21 protein-coding genes are annotated in these 21,894 nt (G+C 73.4%); 7 read left to right on the top strand and 14 right to left on the bottom strand.

The annotated features are described in order from the left end of the window. Window positions 1-302: 302 nt before the first annotated feature. Window positions 303-605: a hypothetical protein gene (locus ACVJ1F_RS03845; protein ID WP_456884806.1), complete on the top strand. Its 303-nt coding sequence runs from the start codon at window positions 303-305 to the stop codon at window positions 603-605. 84 nt (window positions 606-689) lie between these two features. On the opposite strand, the gene ACVJ1F_RS03840 is transcribed toward ACVJ1F_RS03845, so the two are convergent. The 3 genes from ACVJ1F_RS03840 to ACVJ1F_RS03830 all read right to left on the bottom strand — a co-directional run bounded on the left by ACVJ1F_RS03840 (window position 690) and on the right by ACVJ1F_RS03830 (window position 4,127). Then, window positions 690-1,742: an aldose 1-epimerase family protein gene (locus ACVJ1F_RS03840; protein ID WP_456884805.1), complete on the bottom strand. Its 1,053-nt coding sequence runs from the start codon at window positions 1,740-1,742 to the stop codon at window positions 690-692. Beyond that, window positions 1,735-2,991, bottom strand: coding sequence for an FAD-binding protein (locus ACVJ1F_RS03835; RefSeq protein ID WP_456884803.1), 1,257 nt, complete (start codon window positions 2,989-2,991; stop codon window positions 1,735-1,737). The genes ACVJ1F_RS03840 and ACVJ1F_RS03835 overlap by 8 nt, the downstream gene beginning before the upstream one ends. A 65-nt stretch (window positions 2,992-3,056) precedes the next feature. Beyond that, window positions 3,057-4,127, bottom strand: coding sequence for an LLM class flavin-dependent oxidoreductase (locus ACVJ1F_RS03830; protein WP_456884801.1), 1,071 nt, complete (start codon window positions 4,125-4,127; stop codon window positions 3,057-3,059). A 252-nt stretch (window positions 4,128-4,379) separates the two neighbouring features. Between ACVJ1F_RS03830 and ACVJ1F_RS03825 the strand changes: the two genes are divergently transcribed. Beyond that, window positions 4,380-4,859 carry a hypothetical protein gene (locus tag ACVJ1F_RS03825; protein WP_159827480.1) on the top strand — a complete coding sequence of 160 codons (480 nt, stop codon included), beginning with the start codon at window positions 4,380-4,382 and terminating at the stop codon, window positions 4,857-4,859. An 83-nt stretch (window positions 4,860-4,942) separates the two neighbouring features. Here the strand turns inward: ACVJ1F_RS03825 and ACVJ1F_RS03820 are convergent, their stop codons facing one another. The 4 genes from ACVJ1F_RS03820 to ACVJ1F_RS03805 all read right to left on the bottom strand — a co-directional run bounded on the left by ACVJ1F_RS03820 (window position 4,943) and on the right by ACVJ1F_RS03805 (window position 9,397). Next, a complete protein-coding gene (locus ACVJ1F_RS03820; RefSeq protein WP_456884799.1) occupies window positions 4,943-6,388 on the bottom strand; it encodes an NtaA/DmoA family FMN-dependent monooxygenase in 1,446 nt (481 codons plus the stop codon). A 177-nt stretch (window positions 6,389-6,565) separates the two neighbouring features. Next, window positions 6,566-7,201, bottom strand: a complete 636-nt coding sequence (locus tag ACVJ1F_RS03815; RefSeq protein ID WP_456884797.1) for a hypothetical protein — start codon at window positions 7,199-7,201, stop codon at window positions 6,566-6,568. 114 nt (window positions 7,202-7,315) lie between these two features. Further along, entirely contained in the window at window positions 7,316-8,263 is a 948-nt protein-coding gene (locus ACVJ1F_RS03810) for an aldo/keto reductase (RefSeq protein WP_456884795.1), read from the bottom strand. 159 nt (window positions 8,264-8,422) lie between these two features. Continuing rightward, window positions 8,423-9,397, bottom strand: a complete 975-nt coding sequence (locus ACVJ1F_RS03805) for a D-isomer specific 2-hydroxyacid dehydrogenase family protein (RefSeq protein ID WP_456884793.1) — start codon at window positions 9,395-9,397, stop codon at window positions 8,423-8,425. A 580-nt stretch (window positions 9,398-9,977) separates the two neighbouring features. Here ACVJ1F_RS03805 and ACVJ1F_RS03800 point away from each other — a divergent pair. Beyond that, entirely contained in the window at window positions 9,978-11,036 is a 1,059-nt protein-coding gene (locus ACVJ1F_RS03800; protein WP_056046751.1) for a magnesium and cobalt transport protein CorA, read from the top strand. 113 nt (window positions 11,037-11,149) lie between these two features. On the opposite strand, the gene ACVJ1F_RS03795 is transcribed toward ACVJ1F_RS03800, so the two are convergent. The 3 genes from ACVJ1F_RS03795 to ACVJ1F_RS03785 form a co-directional block, all read right to left on the bottom strand. Next, on the bottom strand, window positions 11,150-11,590 hold the full coding sequence (locus ACVJ1F_RS03795) for an OsmC family peroxiredoxin (protein ID WP_056046752.1): 441 nt from the start codon (window positions 11,588-11,590) through the stop codon (window positions 11,150-11,152). An 87-nt stretch (window positions 11,591-11,677) separates the two neighbouring features. Then, window positions 11,678-12,163, bottom strand: a complete 486-nt coding sequence (locus ACVJ1F_RS03790) for a MarR family winged helix-turn-helix transcriptional regulator (RefSeq protein WP_285063091.1) — start codon at window positions 12,161-12,163, stop codon at window positions 11,678-11,680. Window positions 12,164-12,253: 90 nt separating this feature from the next. After that, window positions 12,254-12,829, bottom strand: a complete 576-nt coding sequence (locus ACVJ1F_RS03785; RefSeq protein WP_456884791.1) for a CGNR zinc finger domain-containing protein — start codon at window positions 12,827-12,829, stop codon at window positions 12,254-12,256. 92 nt (window positions 12,830-12,921) lie between these two features. Between ACVJ1F_RS03785 and ACVJ1F_RS03780 the strand changes: the two genes are divergently transcribed. Then, window positions 12,922-13,971, top strand: coding sequence for an EamA family transporter (locus ACVJ1F_RS03780; RefSeq protein ID WP_456884789.1), 1,050 nt, complete (start codon window positions 12,922-12,924; stop codon window positions 13,969-13,971). Window positions 13,972-14,019: 48 nt separating this feature from the next. Further along, window positions 14,020-15,525 (top strand): serine hydrolase domain-containing protein, encoded by a 1,506-nt coding sequence (locus ACVJ1F_RS03775; RefSeq protein WP_456884787.1) that lies wholly within the window; start codon window positions 14,020-14,022, stop codon window positions 15,523-15,525. 108 nt (window positions 15,526-15,633) lie between these two features. On the opposite strand, the gene ACVJ1F_RS03770 is transcribed toward ACVJ1F_RS03775, so the two are convergent. Both ACVJ1F_RS03770 and ACVJ1F_RS03765 read right to left on the bottom strand, forming a co-directional pair. Continuing rightward, window positions 15,634-16,203 (bottom strand): manganese efflux pump MntP, encoded by a 570-nt coding sequence (locus tag ACVJ1F_RS03770; RefSeq protein ID WP_056046758.1) that lies wholly within the window; start codon window positions 16,201-16,203, stop codon window positions 15,634-15,636. A gap of 206 nt (window positions 16,204-16,409) precedes the next feature. Beyond that, window positions 16,410-17,339, bottom strand: coding sequence for an acetamidase/formamidase family protein (locus ACVJ1F_RS03765; RefSeq protein WP_056047845.1), 930 nt, complete (start codon window positions 17,337-17,339; stop codon window positions 16,410-16,412). Window positions 17,340-17,687: 348 nt separating this feature from the next. On the opposite strand from ACVJ1F_RS03765, the gene ACVJ1F_RS03760 reads away from it, so the two are divergent. Continuing rightward, entirely contained in the window at window positions 17,688-18,221 is a 534-nt protein-coding gene (locus ACVJ1F_RS03760) for an ArsR/SmtB family transcription factor (protein ID WP_056047848.1), read from the top strand. Further along, complete coding sequence (locus tag ACVJ1F_RS03755; protein WP_456884784.1) at window positions 18,218-19,573, top strand: MFS transporter; 1,356 nt, start codon at window positions 18,218-18,220, stop codon at window positions 19,571-19,573. Before ACVJ1F_RS03760 ends, ACVJ1F_RS03755 begins: the two co-directional genes overlap by 4 nt. Here ACVJ1F_RS03755 and ACVJ1F_RS03750 read toward each other — a convergent pair. Both ACVJ1F_RS03750 and ACVJ1F_RS03745 read right to left on the bottom strand, forming a co-directional pair. After that, window positions 19,560-20,879: a Y-family DNA polymerase gene (locus ACVJ1F_RS03750; RefSeq protein WP_056046762.1), complete on the bottom strand. Its 1,320-nt coding sequence runs from the start codon at window positions 20,877-20,879 to the stop codon at window positions 19,560-19,562. The genes ACVJ1F_RS03755 and ACVJ1F_RS03750 overlap by 14 nt on opposite strands. Continuing rightward, a complete protein-coding gene (locus ACVJ1F_RS03745; protein ID WP_148076764.1) occupies window positions 20,872-21,303 on the bottom strand; it encodes a LexA family protein in 432 nt (143 codons plus the stop codon). The genes ACVJ1F_RS03750 and ACVJ1F_RS03745 overlap by 8 nt, the downstream gene beginning before the upstream one ends. Between the last annotated feature and the right edge of the window lie 591 nt (window positions 21,304-21,894).

Below are 21,894 nucleotides of genomic sequence, written 5' to 3'. Positions count from 1 at the left end.
GCGGGCGACGTGCGGACGGCCCGGTGGGCGGCCGGGCGGCGGTGGGAGGAGCTGTTCACGGTTGACCTCTTCGTCAGGAAACGTGTGGCTGGGGTGTCGCGGAGTGGAGCGGGATGGCCCGTCGCGGGGACGGTCGAGCGCTGACCTGAGAATGTGAGCGCTCACATCGGTGGTGCTGGGCAATACTGAACGAGGTCCAGGTGCTTGTCAAGTCGGTCGGCGCCCGGCGTGTCGCGACAGGATTTACACGTTCGCCACACGCCGTTCACGCGCGTGAGCGGTCGTCACGTCACAGTGTGCCCATGATCACCGCGACCGCGACCGTCCACACGGCGCACGACGCCGCCGGCCTGTTCTGGTTGTCGCGCCGCCTGCTCGCCGAGCACCGAACCGCGAAGGTCGAGGTGGGCCAGTACCTCGTGCAGCTCGCCGACGCCGGGACCGTGCTGCTCACCGAGCTGCCCGAGGCCCTGCGGTTCGACGTCGTCGTCCGGGACGAGCTGACGGCACGCCGCACGCGCCGGGCGCTCGAGGCCGCCCTCGAACGCTGCCTGCCCGGCACGGTGTCGGCCATGACCTGGCAGACCGAACCCGTCGCCGTCTGAGGGCGGCCCGGCGCGACACCTCCGAACCAGCGCGACACCCCGGGTTCGTGGGGTGTCGTGCTGGTTCGGAGGTGTCGGGCCGCGCTAGAACGCGGTGATCGTCCAGCTCGCCGTGTGGGCCTCGCCCGGGGCGAGCAGCACGAGGTCGTCACCCGAGTTGAAGGCGTCCGGCGGGCAGGTCATGGGCTCGACGGCCAGCCCGACGCGGTCGTTCTCGGGTTCGGGGCGGTCGGCGGTGTGCACCTGCACCCAGGGCAGCTCGCTCCCCCACGACATGGTGACGCCGTGGCCGTCGCGTGCGGTCACCGTGGCGGTGACCCGCGCCTCCTGACCGGGGCCCCCACCGGCGTCGCCCTCAGGGGTGCCGAACGCGAGGTCGGTGAAGGCGTGGTCGACGAACAGGTCGCCGACCGGGTGCCCGTCGCGGAAGTCGAAGCCGTCACGGTCACCGACGGGCCGCGTGCCGACGGGGACGAGGCGGTCGTCGGTCACCTCGAGGTAGCTTGCGGCGGGCAGCGTGAACGACCAGTCGTCGACGCGGCCCTCGCCGGCGACGAGGTAGGGGTGCGGCGCCGTGCCGTAGGGGGCGACGCCCGTGCCCGCGTTGCGGGCCGTGACCGTCGTCGTGAGCCCGTCGTCGGTCAGCTCGTAGACGACCGACAGCGCCAGCCGCCACGGGTAGCCGTCGCTCGGCACGAGCACGAACGAGGCCGAGGCCCGCGCGGCCTGGGCCTGGTCGATGGTCCAGTCGGCCCAGTGGGCCAGGCCGTGCAGGGCGTGCCCGCGCTCGACCTCGTTCAGGGGCAGCTGGTGTTCGACCCCGTCGCGCTCGTAGCGTCCGTCGGTCACGCGGTTGGGCCACGGGGCGAGCAGGGCCCCGCGGAAGCCCGGCCGCACCTCGTCGGCGGCGAACGGCACGACCAGGTCGCGGCCCTCGAACGTGAGCGTGCGCAGCGTGGCCCCGACCCCGGCGATCTCGGCCCGGTAGCCGTCCCGCTCGAGCACGACCTGCGCGCCGGAGACCGGCACCGGCGACGTGACGAGGCGAGCGGTCGGCGGCGCCCCCGGTGCGGGCTCGACGACGGGAGGCACGGTGCCGTGCGGCGGAACGGGGGCGACGGGGGTGGGCTCAGACATGCGCGGGCTCTCCGAGGACGGACGCGGACAGGAACGGGTTGCGGAAGCGGCCCTCGGGGTCGACCGACGCGACGTGGGCGGCGAAGTCGCCGAGACGCGGGAACACCCGGCGCAGCTCGGCGTGCGTGGCGGTCGAGACCTTGCCCCAGTGCGGGCGGGCGTCGAACGCGCCGAGCACCCGCTCGATCTCGGGCAGGACGGCGAGCACCTCGTCCGGGCGGCGGTGCCAGGTGAAGTGGAAGGCCACGCTCTGACGTCCGCTGCTCGGGCTGATCCAGGCGTCGTCCGGGGCGATCGTGCGGATCTCGCTGACCATGAGCACGTCGGCGAAGGTGTGCGCGATGCCACGGAGCCCCTCGATCGCGGCCGCGGCGTGCTCGGCGGGGATCAGGAACTCGCTCTGGATCTCTTCGCCGGCGCTCGGCGTGAAGTCGAAGCGGAAGTGCGGGAGGCGTTCGAGCCACGGGCCGGCCACGCCGCCCTGCTGCGTGACGGCAGCGGTCTCGGCCCCGGGGATCATGTGCGTGGTCGCGACGGCCCGCACGGCGCCGAGGTCGCGGAGGTCGAGACCGACGGCGTCGCCGACCCGGTGCTTCGACCAGACCTGGTCCACCCCCGCGCCGTCGTACCGCGTGAAGAAGCTCAGGCTGTACGCGCCGGCGAGTACGGCGTCGAGGTGCTCGAGAGCGGCCGCCCACGGGAGGTCCTCGTGGATGGTCTGCTCGACGTCGAAGGTCGGCACGGTGTCGAGTTCGAGGCTCGTGACGACGCCGACGGCGCCCAGCGAGACGACGGAGGCGCCGAACGCGTCGTCACCGCGGCGCACGGTCTCGAGGCTGCCGTCCGCGCGGACGAGCTCGACGGCGCGGACGGCAGCCGAGAGGGCGGGATTGCGCACGCCGGAACCGTGCGTGCCGGTCTGGACCGCTCCGGCGACCGAGATGTGGGGCAGCGAGGCGAGGTTGTGCAGGGCGAGGCCGCGACGCTGCAGCTCGCCCGCGAGGGCGGCGTGCGTCGTGCCCGCGCCGACGCGGACGGTGCCGGCGGCCGAGTCGACCTCGACCGGGGTGTCGAGCGCGTCGAGCGAGACGAGGACGCCGTCGGTGTCGGCGACCCGGTTGAACGAGTGGCGCGAGCCCAGGGCCTTGACCCGACGGCTGCCGGTGACGACGTCACGCAGCTCGTCGATGCTCGTGGGGCGACGCAGGTCGGTCGTCGAGTACTCGACGTTGGCGGCCCAGTTCTGCATGGAGACTCCTTCGGCTCGGGGTGCTGCGTCGAGTCTAGGCGAGCCCCACCGCCGGGAGTGAGCGCTCACTCGCCTCGGGCGGCGGCCTGCCAGCCGAGCAGCGGGCCGAGGCGCTCGGCGGCGTCGGTCAGCACCTGCGTGTACTCGGCGAGTCCGAAGTCGAACGGCAGCTCGACGATCAGGTCGTCGACCTCGCGCATCGCGGCGTTCTCGTGCAGCTGCTCGGCGATCCACTCGGACGGGCCGACGAGGTCGCGGTCGAACATCATGCCGCGGGGTCCGTGGGCCACGGTGGTGCGGTCGCGACGGGAGGACGCGTAGGCCTCGTACGCCGCACGCTGCTCGGCGGTGGCCGTGTCGGTGGGCAGGACGACCGCGCCCTTGGCGACCCGCGCCTCCGGACCCGAGGGGTGGACCGCGCGGAAGGCCCGGATCTGCTCGAGTTGCGACGCCGCGAAGAGGGTGGGCTCGATCGGCCCGGGCGCGCCCGCGAAGCTGACGTTGCTGATCAACATGCCGAGGCCCTGGCGACCCGCCCACTCGGCCGACCGGGGGCTGCCCGCGCCGTACCAGACACGGTCGGCGAGGCCGGGGCTCTGCGGCTGCACCCGCCCGGTGAAGACCTCGATGCCCTCGGTGCCCTCGAACGCGCTGACCTGCTCGCCCCGGACGAGCGAGAGGAACTTCTCGACCCGGCCGTACGAGAAGTCCTGGTGGTCGGCGGCGTCCCCGTAGAGGTGCGGCCCGACCTCGTCGTAGGCGCGGGGCTCGCCGACGCTGACGCCGAGCTGCAGCCGGCCGCGCGAGAGCACGTCGACCGTGCCCCAGTCCTCGGCGAGACGGAACGGGTTCTCCCAGCCGAGCGGCATCACGGCCGTGCCGAGGGTCAGGCGCGAGGTGCGCTGCGCCGCGGCCGAGAGGAACGCGACGGGCGACGAGATGCCGAACTGCAGGTGCCGCGTGCGGGTCCAGCCGCCGTCGAGCCCCAGCGCCTCGGCCCGCTCGAACAACTCGAGCCCCTGCTCGAGTCCGACGGTCGGGTCGTCGCCCTCGAAGGCGCCGATGGTGAGGAAGCCGAGACGACGCAACGGCCTCGCGGCGGCGGACGGAGCGGGCGACGAGGAGGCGGTGGTCACCCGTCGAGCCTAGCCAGACGACCCGGGGCCGCCGGGCCGGGCCCCCGGCCCTCGTCCCCCTGGGCGACATCCCCGGACGACGTCCTCCGGGGCGCGTCCCCCGCATTGGGGACCGGCCCACCCCCGTACTGGGTGCCTGTGCCCCGTTGTCCCCCACCCCGGAGTGCGGTTCGCTGGACGGAGCCGTTCGAGGGTCACGTCGACGACGACACGACCGCGCACGCCACCACGACTCCAGGGGAACAGAACACGATGGACACCGCAGAGCCCGACACCGGACGCCCGGGCACGAACGACCCCTCGGACGCGGCGCTCGTCCTCGACCCCACCGCGACCGTGGGCACCGTCCCGACCACGCCGGCGCGCCCGGCCCGCATCCGCCGCGAACGCGCCACCCGTCTGCGTCGCCCCGCCACCTTCGTGCTGTCCTGGCTCGACCTGCCCAACGACGGCAGCGACCCCACCCTGCCCCTCGGCACGTGCCTCGTGCTGCGCACGGTCGGCCGGCCGGCGCGGGACGTGCTCGTCGACCTGCCCGGCGGGCCGGTCCGGGGTCGCGACAAGCTGCGCCCCGGGGCCCCCCTCGGCATCGCGACCCCCGTCGAGCTCGACGCTCTGGTCGCCCTCGGCACCGTCTTCGTCGAGTGGTCGGACGCTCGCGGTGTCAGCCGGACCACGTGGCTCCGCGTCCCGCCGGTCCCGGCTCGGTACCGCAGCCCCGCCGCCCACTGACCACGTCGACGCGTCCGCCCCGGACCGGGACGTCCCCGGGAGGGACGTGAGCGACGCGCCGACGCGCGCCGCCCCTCCCGGGCTCAGCGCCGGTAGGCCGCCGCCGGGTGCGTCTCGGGGAGCCGGGGTCCGCCGCCGGTCAAGCGCTCGCGAAGGGTCTCGCCGGGCACGTACGCCTCGCGCAGTCGACCACGACGACGCAGCTCGGGCACGACCAGCTCGACGAAGTCGGTCAGCGTGTCGAACGAGTGGTATTGGCGCAGGTTGATGCCGTCGATGCCCTCGTCGTCGAGCCAGCGCTCGACGGCGTCCGCGACGACGGTCGGGGTGCCGGCGACGAAGAACGTGCCGCCCCAGGCCTCGTCGACCGAGTCGATCAGCTGCCCCACCGTGATGTCGAGCGGAAGCGCGGCGGCTCCCGGGTGGTCGAGCCGGCCCTCGGCTTCGAGCGCCTCGCGCACGGTCCGCTCGCGGGGGTGCGCCGGGGCGTCGAAGGGGATGCTGCGGTGGATCAGCTTGCCCTGCTCGCTGGCGAACGAGCGGTAGAGCGCCAGCTTCTCGGCGACGACCTCGTCGGTCTCGCCCGTGATGACGCCGGCCTGCACGATGAACGACACGTCGTCGGCGGAACGTCCGGCCGCGACCGCCGCCTCGCGCGTGGCCGCGCCGACCGCCCTGACGGCGGGGCCGCCGGTGAAGACGACCTCGGCGTTGCGGGCCGCCTGCTCGACGCCCTTCGGCGACGCCGTCGCGAGGAAGAGCACGGGCGTGCGCTGCGGCGACGGCTCGCTGAGGTGCGGGCCGGCGACGCGGAAGTGCTCGCCGACGTGGTCGATCGCGTGCACCTTGGCGGGGTCGGTGTAGACGCCGGAGCCGGGCTCGAGCCCGTCGGCGGTGGGGTCGGCGACGACGGCGTCGTCCTCCCACGAGCCCTCCCACAGCTTGTAGAGCACGTCGAGGTACTCGGCGGCGCGGGCGTAGCGCTCGGCCTTGGGGATCTCGGCGTCGAGGCCGAAGTTGCGGGCGGCGTTCGGCAGGTACGACGTCACGACGTTCCAGCCGACGCGCCCCTTCGTGAGGTGGTCGAGGGTCGACATCCTCCGCGCGAACGCGAAGGGCGGCTCGTAGCTCGTCGAGAAGGTGATGCCGAAGCCGAGGTGCTCGGTCACCGCGGCCATGGCCGGCACGACCATCATCGGGTCGTTGTTGGGCGCCTGGATGCCCTCGAGCAGGGCCGGTGCCGGGCTGTCACCGAACACGTCGTAGGCACCGAGCACGTCGGCGATGAAGATCGCGTCGAAGCCGCCACGCTCGGCCAGGCGGGCCAGCTCGAGCCAGTACGCCAGGTCTTTGTACTCGCTGCGGTGGTTGTGCGGCAGTCGCCAGAGACCGTGCGTGATGTGCCCGACGCAGTTCATCTCGAAGAGGTTGAGGATCAGCTTCTTCTTCGGGGCGGGGGTCCCGGCGTCGACGGTGGTGGAGGGGACGGTGGCGGACGGCTCGGGCGCGGGGGTGTCTGCGGTGCTCACGCGTCCTACTGTGCCGCACCGCGCCTCCTCGTCCACCGGGCGGTGACGCCGTGTCGCCCGAGGGGAGAACCGGGCGGCACCACACCGCACCGCGTCCCGTGCACGACACCGCGACGAGACGAGGTGTGGTGCACGGAACGCGGTGCGGCGCGGTGCGGTGCGGTGCGGCGCGGCGGGTCAGCGCTCGCGGATCGTGGTGGTCACGTCGACGAGGCTGGGATCGGCGGGCGCCGAGCCGAAACCGAACCGCACGGGCGGGTCGAGCGGGGCCAGCGCCCCGAGGGCGCGGCCGTCGAGACGGGCGTCAGCCGCGACGATGCGGCGGGCCAGCGTCACGCCGTAGTACTCGCGACGACCTCCACCGGCCGTGCCCGCCGTGCGGGCACCCCGGACGATCAGTCGGGCCACCGGGTCGATCAGCATGAGCCAGCCGGGGCGGGTCGCGAACGCCCGGGGCACGAGCCGCAGCAGCCAGCCGAGCGCGGACACGGGCCCGATCTCGAGCGACAGGTCGAGGACGTCGCCGCCCGCGTCGTCGGGGCCGGCCGAGACCCGGAGCGTCCGGTCGACGCCGCGCCACGACACGGGCTGCACGCGCACCTCGTCGAACGTGTAGGTCGACGAGACGTAGTCGGCCACGGCCTGCGACGGCGCCAGCAACGTGCGGTGGCCGTCCGCACCCTCGACCATCACGTCGACGAAGCGGCCGAGCGGCGAACGGTCCCACAACCCGACGACGACGCGCGTGCCGGACTCCGTGCCGAAGCCGGCGATGCGTCCGTGGAACCGCTGGTCGGGGGTCGCTCTGCTCATCGCTCGACCGTACGCCGACGGTGCTGCACGCACCGCGCCTCCGGGGTCCGTCGCTCCCCCGCTCGTCGCGGGCCGAGGCGGACCCGGAGGCGCGGGTCGTCGGTTCGGGAGGCGCTACTCGGCCACGCGGGCCGAGACGGTCTCGAGGGCGGCGAGCTCGTCGGCGCTGAGGGCCACGCTCGCGCTGGCCAGCAACGCGGGCAGCTGCTCGAGGGTGCGGGCGCTGGCGATCGGGGCGACGACGCGGGGCTGCGCCTGCAGCCAGGCGAGGGCGATCGTGGCGATCTCGACCTGGTGGGCGCTCGCGATGTCGCGCAGGGCGGCCACGACGTCGAGCCCCTCGTCGCTGAAGTAGCCCTCGACGTTGCCGCTGCGGGCCCCGGCGATGTCGTCACGGCTCTGGTACTTGCCGGTGAGGAAGCCCGCCGCGAGCGAGAAGTAGGGCGTCACGCCGAGCTGGTTCAGGGCGGCGAGCGGAGCCAGGTCGCGCTCGTAGGACTTGCGGGTCACGAGGTTGTAGTGCGGCTGCAGGGCGACCGGGGCCGCGAATCCCTCGCGGCGCGCGATCTCGACCCACTCGGTGATGCGCTCGGGCGAGAAGTTCGAGATGCCGACGTGCCGCACCTTGCCGGCCTTCTGCAGCGCGTCGAAGGCGCCGAGGGTCTCGGCGAGGTCGTCGCCGGTGTCGAAGTGCGCCCAGTACAGGTCGATGTGGTCGGTCTGCAGGCGGGTCAACGAGGCGTCGGCCGCGGCGGCGACGTTGGCGGCGCCGAGCCCGGGGAACTCGGGGTGCTGGCTGACCTTGGTGCCGAGCACGATCTGGTCGCGACGCGAGGCACCACCCTGGGCGAGCCAGGTGCCGATGACCGTCTCGGACTCGCCGCCCGAGTTGCCGTCGGCCCAGGCCGAGTAGACGTCGGCCGTGTCGACGAAGTTGGCGCCGCCGGCGACGAAGGCGTCGAGCACCGAGTGCGACTCGGCCTCGTCGCTGGTCCAGCCGAAGGTGTTGCCGCCGAGGGCGAGGGGGAAGACGTCGAGGTCGGATGTTCCGATGAGGGGCATGCGGGGGTTCCTTTCGCGAACGTCGCGTCGGGTCGGCGCGGCGACTACCCAGGTCTAACGCGTGCGGCGCGGGTTCGTTCCCAGGTCCGCGGCGTCGCCGTGTGTGCGGCGTCCTCGGGTTCGCTGGCTCCCAGGTGCGCGGTGTCCTCGGGTGCGGGCTCAGTACCCCTGCTCGACGTCGACGACGCCCTCGGGGTCCCCGCCCTCGGCGAGCGCCCGGATGTTCGCCTCGACCCGGGCCTGGAACAGCGGCTCGGTCATGTCGTTCGTGTTCGCCTGGTGCGGGGTGATGAGCGCACGGGGCTCGGCCCACAGGGGGTGACCGTCGGGCAGCGGCTCGGGGTCGACCACGTCGAGGCCCGCGGCTCCGATCCGCCCCTCGGCGAGCGCCGTCACGAGCGCGTCCGTGTCGACGAGCGGGCCGCGGGCGATGTTGACGAGCACGGCCGTGTCCTTCATGGCGGCGAACTCGGCGGCACCGAGCAGGCTGCGGGTGCCGCCGGTGAGGGCCGCCGCGACCACGACGACGTCGCTCGTCGGCAGGACCTCCACCAGGCGGTCGACCGTGATCGTCCGGGCGGCACCCGGCACGGCCTCGTCGGTGCGGCGCACCATCGTCACCTCGACGTCGAACGGCTGCAGCAGCCGCAGCAGCTCCGTGCCGATGCCGCCGGCCCCGACGATGGTGACGGACGCTCCGTTCAGCGAGATGCCGCGCTGCTCGCGCTCCCACGAGGAGGCGCGGGCCCTGATCTGCAGGGAGCGCAGCGTCGCCAGCGTCAGCGCCAGGGCGTGCTCGGCCACGGGTGCGCTGTACGCGCCCTTGGCACTGGTGAAGACGAGGCCGTCACGGGCGGTGGCCTGCATGGTCTCGACGTAGGCGTCGACCCCGGCGCTCGGCAGCTGGACGACGCGGACGCGGGGGTGCTCCTCGATCGCCGCGCGCAGGGCGTCCTGGTCGACGCGGCCACCGAGGACGATCATGTCGGTCTCGTCGCCGAGCTCGATGAGGCGGGCGTCGGTCGCGTCCACCGCCCTCGTCGCGGGGGCGACGCCCCAGGCGTCACCGGACGACGCCTCGGAGTCGGCGGTGGCGGAGGCGGAGGGCAGGACGGTGACGGCGACGGTGCTCATCGCTCCACCGTATCGATCCGGTCACGAAAGCGACTCAGGCTCGTGTCTGCGTCGAGCCGGTGGCAGAGTGACGCCGTCTGCAGGTCGCGAAACCCGATCGTGGACGCGGGAGGCACGGGTCAACGGCGACACGCGCCTCCTTCCCCTCACCCCGACCCGTCGCTCCCGTCGCTCCTGTCGCACGACGGTCGACGGTCGCGGCCCCCGGGGGTACGCTGTCCCACGGCCCAGGCGGGCCCACGGCCCCACCGGGCCCGGCGGCAGCACGACGGAAGGCAGGTGAGCGGCGATGGCTGGTGACAGTACTGGCGCCCCGCGGCATCGCTCCGTGATCGCGCCGTCCGCCCCGCTCGTCTGAGCACCGGGCCCGACCGACCACGAGCGAGGCCCACGGGCACCGACGTCTCCTGTCGACGCACGTCGTCGACGACCCGACACCCCGGTGTCGTCTCGTCGCCCGTGTGCGTCGCCCCGGCCCCCACCGCACACCCGTCGTCCGTACGGCTGTCGTGACCACCACCGGTACGACATCGTCCCTCGACAGACGGTCGTCGCACCCCGAACGGCAGGAGCGCAGACCATGGCACTCATCGACAACGGCATCTACGTCGCGGGACACCGCACCGACAGCCCGGCGAACCTCGACGAGACGTTCGAGTTGCTGCACGAACACCAGGGCATGGCCTGGATCGGGCTGTACCGCGCCGATCCCGACGAGGTGCGCTCGATCGCGCAGGAGTTCGAGCTGCACCCGCTCGCCGTCGAGGACGCGCTCAAGGGCCACCAGCGAGCCAAGCTCGAGCGCTTCGGCGAGACCCTCTTCGTCGTGCTGCGGTCGGCCCGCTACCTGGACGCCGAGGAGACGGTCGAGTTCGGCGAGGTGCACGTGTTCGTCGGCCCGGGCTTCGTCATCACGATCCGGCACGCCGAGAACCCCGACCTGGGTCGGGTGCGGCGCCGCCTCGAGTCGAACCCCGAGCTGCTCGCCCTCGGACCCGAGGCCGTCCTCTACGCCGTGCTCGACCAGGTGGTCGACGGCTACGGCCCGGTCGTCGCCGGCATCGAGAAGGACATCGACGAGATCGAGGACGAACTCTTCGGCGGCGACCCCGAGGTCTCACGGCGCATCTACGAACTGCTGCGCGAGGTGATCAGCTTCCAGCGCGCGACGAGCCCGCTGCGGGGGATGCTCGAGAACCTGTTGCGCGGGTCGGACAAGTACGGCGTCGACGTCGAGTTGCAGCGCTCGCTGCGCGACGTGCTCGACCACGTGCTGCGCATCGGCGAGCGTGCCGACACGTTCCGCGCCCTGCTCGAGAACGCGCTGACCGTGCACTCGACGCTCGTCACCCAGGCGCAGAACGACGAGATGCGGCGCCTGTCCGAGGCCGGGCTCGCCCAGAACGAGGAGACCCGGCGCCTGTCGGAGGTCGGCCTGCAGCAGAACGACGAGGTCAAGAAGATCTCGGGCTGGGCGGCCATCCTGTTCGCCCCGACCCTGGTCGGCGGCGTCTACGGCATGAACTTCGACCACATGCCCGAGTTGCACTGGCAGTTCGGCTACCCGATGGCGGTCGCCGCCATGGTCGCGGTCGGCGCGAGCATCTGGGGCGTCTTCAAGTGGAAGAAGTGGCTCTGACGCCGTCGCACCGGTGACGCCGTCGGGCGGGTGACGCAGAGAACGCAGGAGGCGCGGGTCGGGTGACCCGCGCCTCCTGCGTCCACGAGGCGGTGCGGTGCTGCGGTCGGGGCCTAGGCCTCGAGCGCGGCGTCGAGCGTGATCTCGACGCCGGTGAGGGCCTTCGAGACGGGGCACGTCTCCTTGGCGTTCTGGGCGGCCTCGAGGAAGCCGGCCTCGTCGATGCCGGAGACCTCGCCGCGGACGGTGAGGGCGATGCCGGTGAGCTTGAAGCCGCCGGCCGAGTCCGGGCCGAGCGAGACGTCGGCCTTGACGTCGAGGGCCTCGACGGTGCCCCCGGCCTGGCCGAGGACGGCCGAGAACTGCATGGCGTAGCAGGCCGAGTGGGCCGCGGCGAGCAGCTCTTCGGGGCTGGTGGAGCCGTTGGCGTCGTCGGCGGCACGCTTGGGGAACGAGACGTCGTAGGTGCCGAGCTTCGAGCTCGAGAGCTCGACCTGGCCTTCGCCGGTCTCGAGGCTGCCGTTCCAGGCGGTGCGTGAGGTGCGAGTGGGCATGTGGCGCCTTCTTTCGTTGAGGGGCCGACGTCGGGGTCGGCCCGGGGTGGGGTGTTCTGGGGTGTTCTGGTCGGTCGGTGAGACGGGTCAGAGGTGCTGGTCGGTGAGGGCGGCCGTGTTCGCCCGGACGGCGGCGGCGAGCGCGGCGATGTCGGCTCGCAGCGTCTGCAGGTCGGTCAGCTCGAGACCGGTGGCGCCGCAGATCTGGTCGGCGAAGCCGGCGGCCTGCTCGCGGAGCGCGACCCCGGCGTCGGTCAGCGCGACGTCGACGGTGCGCTCGTCGGAGGCCGAGCGCGTGCGCGTGACCAGGCCGTGGGCCTCGAGCCGCTTGAGCAGGGGCGACAACGTGCCCGACTCGAGCTGCAGCTGGTGGCCGAGCTCGGAGACCGTCGTCGGGCCGCCCTGCCAGAGGACCAGCAGCACGAGGTACTGCGGGTAGGTGAGGCCGAGCGGCGCGAGCAGGTCGCGGTAGCGCGCCGTGACGGCACGCGAGGCGTTGTAGAGCGCGAAGCAGATCTGCTCGTCGAGCACGGGCGCCGGGCCCGGGGTCGTCGTGTCGGCTGCTGTCGTCATGTCGGCGACTGTAGCACGTCGCGCACGATTTGGTTGTGCCCAACCGAATGGCATCCCGCGTGACGCGAGACGGGCGGCGACGAACCCGCCTCAGTCGACGTCGAACCCGCCGCGGTCGACGTCGGCCCGGCGTTCCCGGAAGGCGATCATGTTGACGCGGTTGCCGCAGCGGACGCTGCAGAACCGCTTGGACCCGTTGCGCGACAGGTCGACGAAGACCCCGTCGCAGTCCTCCGCGGCACAGGCCCGCAGCCGGCCGGTCTCGTCGGTGCGGATGACGTCGACCAGCGCCAGGGCCGACTCGACGCGGATGCGGTCGGCGAGGGGCGCGTCGTCGCTCGTCGCGTGCAGGTGCCAGTCGAGGGCGTCGTGTCGTACGAGCCGGGGCGACGAGACGCTGTCGGCCAGCATGCGGCTGACCTCGGCGGCGAGCAGGTCGCGCTCGAGCGTCCAGATGCGTCGCAGTTCGGCCCGGACGCCCTGCACCGAGGCCAGTTCGGCGTCGTCCCGGTCGAAGCGGCCCGAGAAGGCGAACGAGTCGAGCAGGGCCGTCAGCTCGGCACGGGTCGAGAGCTCGTCGCCACCGGACCGACTCGCGCCGGCACCGGTGTTGACCAGGGCGACGTTGAACTCGAGGACGTCTTCGGTGTCAGGGGCGAAATGCAAGTTGACTCCTTGTCAGAGGCGGTCCTACGCTCGCCACAGAGACGGCGCGTCAGCACCCATTGTGCACGACGGCCCTGACACAAGGAGTCCTCGTGAGCACCGGTGCGACCACGACCACGATCGCGACGACGCCCCTCGCCGCGGGGCGCCCCGCCTCGACCACCGCCGGCCTGCTCGTCGCCCTGCTGGCCGCCGCCTCCTTCGGATTCTCGGGCCCGTTCGTCAAGCCGTTGCTCGAGTCGGGCTGGAGTCCCGTGGCCGCCGTCACGGTCCGCGCCCTGATCGGCGGGGTCGTGCTCGCCCCCGTCGCCCTCTTCGCCCTCCGGGGCCGCCTGGGTCCGATCTGGCGGGCCCGGTGGCGCGTGCTCGGCATGGCGGTGGTCGGCGTCGCCGGCACCCAGGTCTTCTACTTCGCCGCGGTGGTGCGCATCCCGGTCGGCACCGCGATCCTGGTCGAGTACCTCGCTCCGCTGCTGCTCGTCGGCGTGGCCTGGGCGACCTCGCGACGCGTCCCGCAGGCCGTCGTGCTCGTGGGCTCCGTGATCGCCTTCGCGGGCCTCCTGCTGGTCGTCGCCCCGAGCGGAGGCGTGGCCCTCGACCCCGTCGGGCTCGCCCTGGCGGGGGCGGCGATGGTCTGCTGCGCCGCCTACTTCGTGCTCGCCGCCCGGCCGAGCGGCGACCTGCCCCCGGTCGCCCTGGCGGCGTCGGGCCTGCTCGTCGGCGCCGGGCTGCTGGGACTGCTGGGACTGACCGGGCTCGTGCCGTTCACGACCTCCGCGGCCGACGTGCCCCTGTTCGACGCGATCGTGCCGTGGTGGGTGCCGATGCTCGTGGTCGGCGTCGTCGCCACCGCGGTCGCGTACGCCACGAGCATCACGGCGAGCAGCATGCTCGGCTCCCGCCTGGCGTCGTTCGTCGGCCTGCTCGAGGTCGCGGCCGCCGCGCTCTACGCCTGGCTGCTGCTCGGCGAGGCCCTGACCCCGCTGCAACTCGGCGGCGGCCTGCTGATCGTGGTCGGCATCGGCTTCGTCCGGGCCGAACGCACCCGCGAGGCCGTGGTCGTGGCCGACGCCGTGGCCGAGACGCCCCTCGGCGACGTGCTGGCCGAGCCGCCCGTCGCCGACAGGACCCGCGCCTCCTGACCCTCGTGACCTGACCCGCGCCTCCGGGGCCGGGCATAGGGTCGGGGGGTGACTCCGACGACGCTGCCACGCAGCACGCCCTCCGCCCAGAACGTCGACGCGGCGGGCATCGCCGCGTTCGTCGACGCCCTCGAGACCACGGCCGGCGTCGAGCCGCACAGCATCATGCTGCTGCGCCACGGGCAGGTCGTCGCCGAGGGCTGGTGGGCTCCGTACTCGGCCGACCGCGCCCACCTGCTCTACTCGCTGAGCAAGAGCTTCACGTCGTCGGCCGTCGGGTTCGCCGTGGCCGAGGGCCTGATGGGGCTCGACGACACCGTGCTCGGCCACTTCCCCGAACTCGACGACGAGGTCACCGACCCGCGCAGCCGCTCGATGCTCGTGCGCCACGTGCTCGCGATGGCCAGCGGGCACCGCGCCGAGACCCTCGACCGTGCGCTCGCCCTCGACCCGGTCGACGTGGTCCGGGGCTTCCTGCTCACGCCGCCCGACGACGAGCCCGGCACCGTCTTCGCCTACAACCAGCCCTGCACCTTCGCCGCCGGCGCGATCGTGCAGCGCGTCACGGGCCAGCCGCTGAGCGAGTACCTGCGACCACGCCTGCTCGATCCGCTCGGCATCGGCGAGGTCGGGTGGCAGCGCGACGCGTCCGGCCGCGAGCTCGGCTTCAGCGGACTGCACGCCACCACCCACGCGATCGCCGCCCTCGGCCAGCTCCACCTGCAGCAGGGCGAGTGGGACGGCGTGCAGCTGCTGCCGCGCGAGTGGGTCGCCGAGGCCACGCGCTCGCACGTCTCGAACGCGGGCGAGTCGAACCCCGACTGGGCGCAGGGCTACGGGTTCCAGTTCTGGATGGCCCGCCACGGCTATCGCGGCGACGGCGCCTACGGGCAGTTCGCCGTCGTGTTGCCCGAGCACGACGTCGTGCTCGCCCTGACCGGCCAGTCGCTCGACATGCAGGCCGTGCTCGACGCGGCGTGGGCGCACCTGCTGCCCGCCTTCGGGACGGACGCGGCGCGCGTCGGCGACGCCCCGGCCGACGCCGCCCTGGCGTCCCGCCTCGCCGACCTGGCACTGCCCGGGGTCGCCGGTCCCACCGAGCACGACGCCGCACCCGTCCGACCGGCGGACGAGGAGGCGCGGGACGGCGACCAGGACTCCCCCGGCACCGACCGGCTCGTGTCGTTCACCGCGGCCGACGGCAACGACCAGCCCGACCTCACCCTGGTCGACCTGCGCGCCTCGGCCGACGCCGCGACGACGCTCACCCTCGTCGAGGGCGACGCCCGTCTCGTGGTCCGGGTCGAGGCCGAGGACTGGGTCGTCACCGACGACTCGGTCGGCGGGGGCGGCTCAGGCGCCGGCTCCGCCGCGCCGGTCGCCGCGAGTGCCACCCGGTCGGCCGACCTGCTGCACGTCGACCTCGTCTTCCTCGAGACGCCGCACCGCCTGCACCTCACGCTCGACGAGTCGGACGGGACCTTCACGGCCCTGTGGGAGACCCAGCCGCTGCACGCACCCGCGCTGGCGCAGCTGCGCATGCCGCGCGACTGACGCGACCCGCGCCTCCTGGGCACTACGCCAGCTGCGCCGTCGCGGGGTCGGCGGGTTCTCGTCACCCCCGGCGGGCACGCCACACCGGTCGGAGGGCCGGCGCAGGACTCAGCCGAGGACGCCCGTGTGCTCGAGCACGATGTTCACGCCGATGAGGATGAGGATCACGCCACCGGCGATCTCGGCCGGCTTGCCGAACCTCGCACCCACCCGGCGCCCGACCAGCACTCCGACGAAGGTCAGGACGGTGGTGGTCACACCGATCAGCAGGATCGCCCAGCCGATCGAGACCGGCAGGAACGCCAGGGTCACCCCGACCGCGAGGGCGTCGATGCTCGTGGCGATCGCGAGCACGGCGAGTTCGCGGAGGTTCAGCCGGTCGGTGTCCTTCTCGTCGTCCTCGCCCGACGAGAACGCCTCGTAGAGCATCTTGCCGCCGATCAGGGCGAGCAGTCCGAAGGCGACCCAGTGGTCGAACGGTGCGATGTACTGCGCGAACGTCGAGCCGAGCAGCCAGCCCAGCAGCGGCATCAGCGCCTGGAACGCGCCGAACGTCACGGCGATGACGACGGCATGACGAGCGTTGAACCGCGTCATGTGCAGGCCCTTGCCGAGGGCGACGGCGAAGGCGTCGGCGGACACGCCCAGCGCGATGAGGAAGAGAGCCCAGAACGACATGGGGGCAGCGCCTTTCGAGACGGTCGGGTGGAGACACCGCTGTCTCGGAACCTGACGATCCTGCCATGCCCGACGCGCCTCCTCGGCCGGAAAAGCCCTGATCAGAGGTATTCGGCGCGCCGAATCCGTGGTGTCGGCGAACCGTCGCGCGGGGCGTCGCGCGCCGAACGCCTCCCCCGGCCGACGGTCAGGAGGCGCGGCGCGGCTCAGGCGGGGACGAGCACGTCGCGGGGCAGCACGGCGTGCACGCCCCAGGTGCGGTTGGCGACCTGGGTGACGCGCAGGTCGACGACCGTGCTGGCGAAGGCCAGCGCCGTGGCGGCGTCGAGCGAGTAGAGCTGACGCATCCACTCGACCATCGCGGCGAGCGCGTCCCCGCTGGCGACGTTGAGGTCGGCGTCGAAGCCGAAGGTGATGCGCGCCTCGGGGGTCTCGGCGTGGATCGTCGAGAGCGGGCGGTCCGTGGCGAGGCCGACCCGCGCCTCCGTCGTCATGCCGGTCTCGATCGCGGTGCCACCGACCTCGCCGTCGCCCTGGGCCGCGTGCCCGTCGCCGAGGTAGAGCAGGGCGTCGTCGACCGCCACCGGCAACCAGAGGGTCGTGCCCGCGACGAGGTCACGGCAGTCGATGTTGCCGCCCACGGAGGTGCGGGGCGGGATGGTCGAGTGTTCTCCGGCCTCGGCGGGGGCGAGTCCCATGACGCCGAGGAAGGGCGCGATCGGTCGACGCAGGCCCCGGCTCTCGGTGGCCGTGCCGGCGTCGCGGTCGATGCTCCAGAGCAGCCAGGCGGCCTCGGCGTCGACCAGACCGAGGTGGCGGGTGATCGGGGTGTCGGCGGCCGCGGCCACCGTGAAACCCCAGTCGTCGGGGGTGAGCGCGAGCAGGTCGAGCTGGAGCATGTCGCCCGGCCGTGCCCCGCGGACGGCGATCGGACCGGTCAGGGCGTGACCCCGCCGCGTCGGGAACAGGTACGGGGTGACCTCGCCGGGCACGGTCTGCGGCTCGAGGTGGCCCGAGGCGTCGAGCGAGCGCACGACGACCGTGTCACCGGGGTCGATCGTCAGCACGGGGGCGTGGTCGCGCGAGAAGACCTCGTGGGCGGTGTCGGTGCGGGGGTCGAGGCGGTGGGTCGTCATCGTCCGAGCGTAGGCCGCGACACCGACACCGACGCCCCGCCGGACGTGCCGCGCCCAGGGGCCGTCGATACGATGGACCCCTGTTCCGCCCAGACCCCGCCCCACCTGCTCACAGAGAGACCGACGCCCCCATGGTCCTGTTCTTCCACGTCCTCATCATCGCCATCTCGGTCGTCGGCGCCGGCCTCATCTCGGCCGCCCTCGTGGGGCTCGCGACCTCGAAGTAGCCCGCACGCCCTCGGCGTCGCTCGCCCGGATGGAGGTCGTCGACCATCCGGCACGAGGTGGCGTAGCCGACCCCCAAAGACCCGTTTGACGGTCGGACGCGTCGGCCTGCACGATGGCCACATGTCCGCACTCGACGAACTCCGCGCCACGGCCCACCCGATCCGCCTGCGCCTCCTGTCGCTCCTGACCGGCGTCGCGATGAGCGCGGCCGAGGCCGGTCGCGAGCTCGGGCTGTCGCAGGCGACGGCGAGCTACCACTTGCGCGTGCTCGAGCGCGTGGGTCTCGTCGAGGTCGTCGAGGTGGTCACGATCCGCGGCGGCGAGGCCAAGCGCTACCGGCACCTGTCGTCGGCGCAGCCGTTCCCCGTCGTCCCGCCCTCCGTCGACGGGACCGACGACGACACCGACGCCGAACGCGCCCGCTACGTCGACGCCCTGGCCGACGAGCTGCGTCGCCGCTCCCCGCGGCGGGCGGACGGCCCCCAGATCTCGACCGACGCCGAGCTCTGGGTCGACCCCGAGACCTGGCAGCGGGTCGTGCGCCACGTGGGTCACGCCTCCGCCCTCCTGCACGCGGCCGCGCAGCGCCCCCGGACGCCGGGCACGAACCCGGTGTCGATGACGGCCGCCCTGTTCCCGATGAGGCGACCGTGACCGGGGACGCAGGAGGCGCCTCCTCGGCCCCCCGGGCCCCTCACGACCGCCGGGGTCCCCTCGCCCACGGCCCGTTCCGCTGGCTGCTCGCGGCTCGGACGACGGGCGTGCTCGGCAACGCCGTCGCCCCGATCGCCCTCGCGTTCGCCGTGCTCGACCTGACCGGGTCGGCGGCCGACCTCGGCCTGGTCGTCGCGGCCCGGTCGATCGCCAACGTCGCGGTGCTGCTCTTCGGCGGCGTGATCGCCGACCGGCTGCGGCGCGACGTCGTGCTCGTCGGGACGTCGCTCGCCGCCGCCGGGACCCAGGCCGTCGTCGCCTCGCTCGTCGTCACGGGGTCGGCGACGATCCCGCTGCTCGTCGTGCTGAGCGTGCTGAACGGGGCGGTCGCGGCCGTGAGCCTGCCCGCGGCGGCGGCCCTCGTGCCCGAGACGGTGCCCGACGCCCTGCTGCGGCCCGCCAACGCACTGCTGCGCCTCGGCCTCAACGGCGGCAGCGTCGTCGGGGCGTCGGCGGGGGCGGGGATCGTGGCGGTGGTCGGTCCGGGCTGGGGCCTCGCCGTCGACGCGGCGGGCTTCGCCCTCGCGGGCGTGCTGTACTCCCGGCTTCGGCTGCCCGTCCGGCCCGGCACCCCGTCGAGTGGCGGGGTCGGCTCCGGCGCGGGCGCGGGGGCGGGCTCGGGGGCGGGGGCGGGCGCTGGCTCGGGCCCGGGCTCGGGCCCGTCGGTGATCGCCGACCTGCGCGAGGGGTGGCAGGAGTTCACCCGGCGCTCGTGGGTCTGGATCGTGGTGGCGCAGTTCGCGGTGCTGAACGCCGCGTTCGTGGGGGCGACGACGGTGCTGGGCCCCGTCGTGGCGGACGGGTCGTTCGGGCGGGCGGCCTGGGGGTTGGTCGTCGCGGCCCAGACGGTCGGCCTCGGCCTCGGAGCCGTCGTCGCCCTGCGCTGGCGGCCCCGGCACGGCCTCGCCGTGGGCGTGGGGCTGATGGCCGTCACGGCGCTGCCGGTGGCGACGCTCGGACTGGCTCCGGTGGTGCCCGCGCTGGTGGTGGCCTTCCTGTTGGGTGGCGTCGCACTGGAGATCTTCGCCATCTCGTGGGACCAGTCGTTGCAGAGCCACGTGCCCCGCGCCTCCCTGGCCCGGGTCTACTCGTACGACATGGTCGGCTCGTTCGTGGCCGTGCCGCTCGGCGAGGTGTTCGCGGGGCCGGCGGCACAGTACGTCGGCACGCGACCGACGCTGATCGTCTGCGCCGCGATCATCGTGGCGGCGACCCTCGCGGCCGTCTCGACGCCGGGCGTCCGCCGACTGACGACCGACGAGGTGCGCCCACGGATCGTCACCGAGCCCTGACGGTCGCCAATTCGTCCCAGTGGGTGGTGGCGCGGGGCGAGACCATGTCGCGCTTCATCGACCATCCGCGACGGTGGCGGAGACCCGCGATGCCGAGCCCCAGGGTGTCCTCGCCGAACTTGCCGGCGATGCGGTCGATGACGGCGCCGTAGGCGGGCGGTGCCGCGTCGGCCTCGCCGAAGACGTCGAGGCTCGCGTGTTCGTCACGGGGGGTGAGCTCCATCAGGGTGACGCCCGCCCGGACGTAGCGCTTGCCGGGTTCGAGCTGCGGCCCGAGGGCGGCGATGGCCGAGCGGTACAGCAGGGCGGCGTCGTCGGTGGGCTCGGGGAACGCCACCGACACCGAGTGGTTCGTGTGGGCGGCGCTGTCGGAGAACGGCGAGGTCGCGGTGAAGCACCGCATCATGCGCGTCAACGACCCCTGCCCGCGCAACCGGGCCGCGGCCCGCTGCGTGTAGACCGACAGGACCTCTTCGAGCTCGGTGACCGTCGTGATGGGCACCGCGAACGACCGCGAGTGGTAGATCTGCTCGCGGTCGGGCTGCACCTGCTCGATCGGCAGGCAGTCGACGCCTCGTAGCTCGTGGACCACCCGGGCCTGCACGACGCCGAAGCGCGTGCGGATGCGGGCGGCGTCGGCGTCGCGGAGGTCGGCCGCGGTGTGGATGCCGAGCGGCGCGAGCTTCTTCGCGGTGCGGCGACCGATGCCCCAGACGTCGCCGACGTCGACGCTCGCCAGGATCGCCGTCTGCTGCTCGGGGGCGTAGCTGCCCAGATGACAGACGCCGGCGAGGGCGGCGTTCTGTTTGGACCCCCGGTTGGCGAGTTTGGCCAGGGTCTTGGTCGGCGCGATGCCGATGCTGACGGGCAGCCCGATGAGCTTGCGCAGGGCGCGGCGGATCTCGCGGGCCTGGGCGATCGTGTCGTCGAGCGAACCGGTCAGCTCGATGAACGACTCGTCGATCGAGTACACCTCTTGGTCGCTGGTGTACCGACTCAGGATCTCGGCCGACCGCGCCGACATGTCGCCGTAGAGCTCGTAGTTGCTCGACACCGCGACCACTCCCTGCATCGCCGCGATCGGGGCGATGCTGTGCCACGGTGCCGCCATGTCGACGTTCAGCGCCTTCGCCTCTTGGGAACGGGCGATGACGCAGCCGTCGTTGTTCGACAGCACGACCACCGGCCGCCCCTCGAGGGCCGGGTTGAACACGCGCTCGCACGACACGTAGAAGTTGTTGGCGTCGACGATGGCGACGCTGCGCTCGGACGCGGTCGACCGGGATGTCGTAGCGGACTCAGACACGGTGCAGGCACCTCGTCACGACGCCCCAGATCGTCGCCTCGTCGAGTTCGGACAGCACGATCTCGGGGTACGCCGGGTTCTCGGGGCTGAGCACCATCTGCCCCTGCCGGTACGAGAGGCGCTTGACGGTGAGCTCGGCGTTGACGACCGCGACGACCACGTGGCCGTCGTGGGCGTCGAGCCCCCGGTCGACGACGAGCTCGTCACCGTCGAAGATGCCGGCGCCGGTCATGCTGTCGCCGCTGACCCGCACCAGGAACGTCGCGGTGGGGTCGCGCATCAGGTGCCGGTTGAGGTCGACCGGCCCGTTGTAGTAGCCCTGCGCCGGAGAGGGGAAACCGGCGTGGACGGCTTCGGCGGCCTGCTGCGGCAACAGGTGGTCGGGACGTTCGTCGCCCCCGACGGGGCCGATGACGGCGGTCACCGTGCGCCCTCGCACCCGACACGGGGGTCGCCGAGGAGGCGCACGCCGGTTCGCACGGACGACTGCCGGTGGTCTCTCATCACGCCTCCCACCGAGGACGCTACGTCAGACCACCGACACCGCGCTCCGCGCCGGGGCGGCCGCCCCGCCGCGACCGCCGACCCCGAGCGTGCCGCCCCACCGCGACCGCCGACCCCGAGCGTGCCGCCCCACCGCGACCGCCGACCCCGCGGGTGCCGCGCCACCGGCACGACGTCCCGCCCCGATTCCTTCGGCCACCCCGTCGCCCGACCGCCCACCCCGCCGCGTGGTCGGCAATTCCTGCCTCGTGCTTCGACGTTCCGCGGCGGCCCCGAGCCTCCGGGCCCGGGGACTCGCGCTGCGGCACCATCCCGGAGTTGCCGACGGGAATCGTGGTGACGCGCGGTCCCGACCGGAGCCGAGCCCGCCCGCACCCCTGGCACGCCCCGCCGCCACCCCGGCACTCCGCCACCCCGGCACCCCGGCACCCCGCTCAACCCGCCCTGCGCGTCGCCTCGCGGTGCGGGCAATTCCTGCCTGGTGTCGCACCGAGCTGCGCGAGCCCCGGGA

This window comes from Frigoribacterium sp. 2355 (assembly GCF_054060695.1).
The sequence above is the reverse complement of the archived record's forward strand: the minus strand, read 5'-3'. Positions and strand labels throughout refer to the sequence as shown.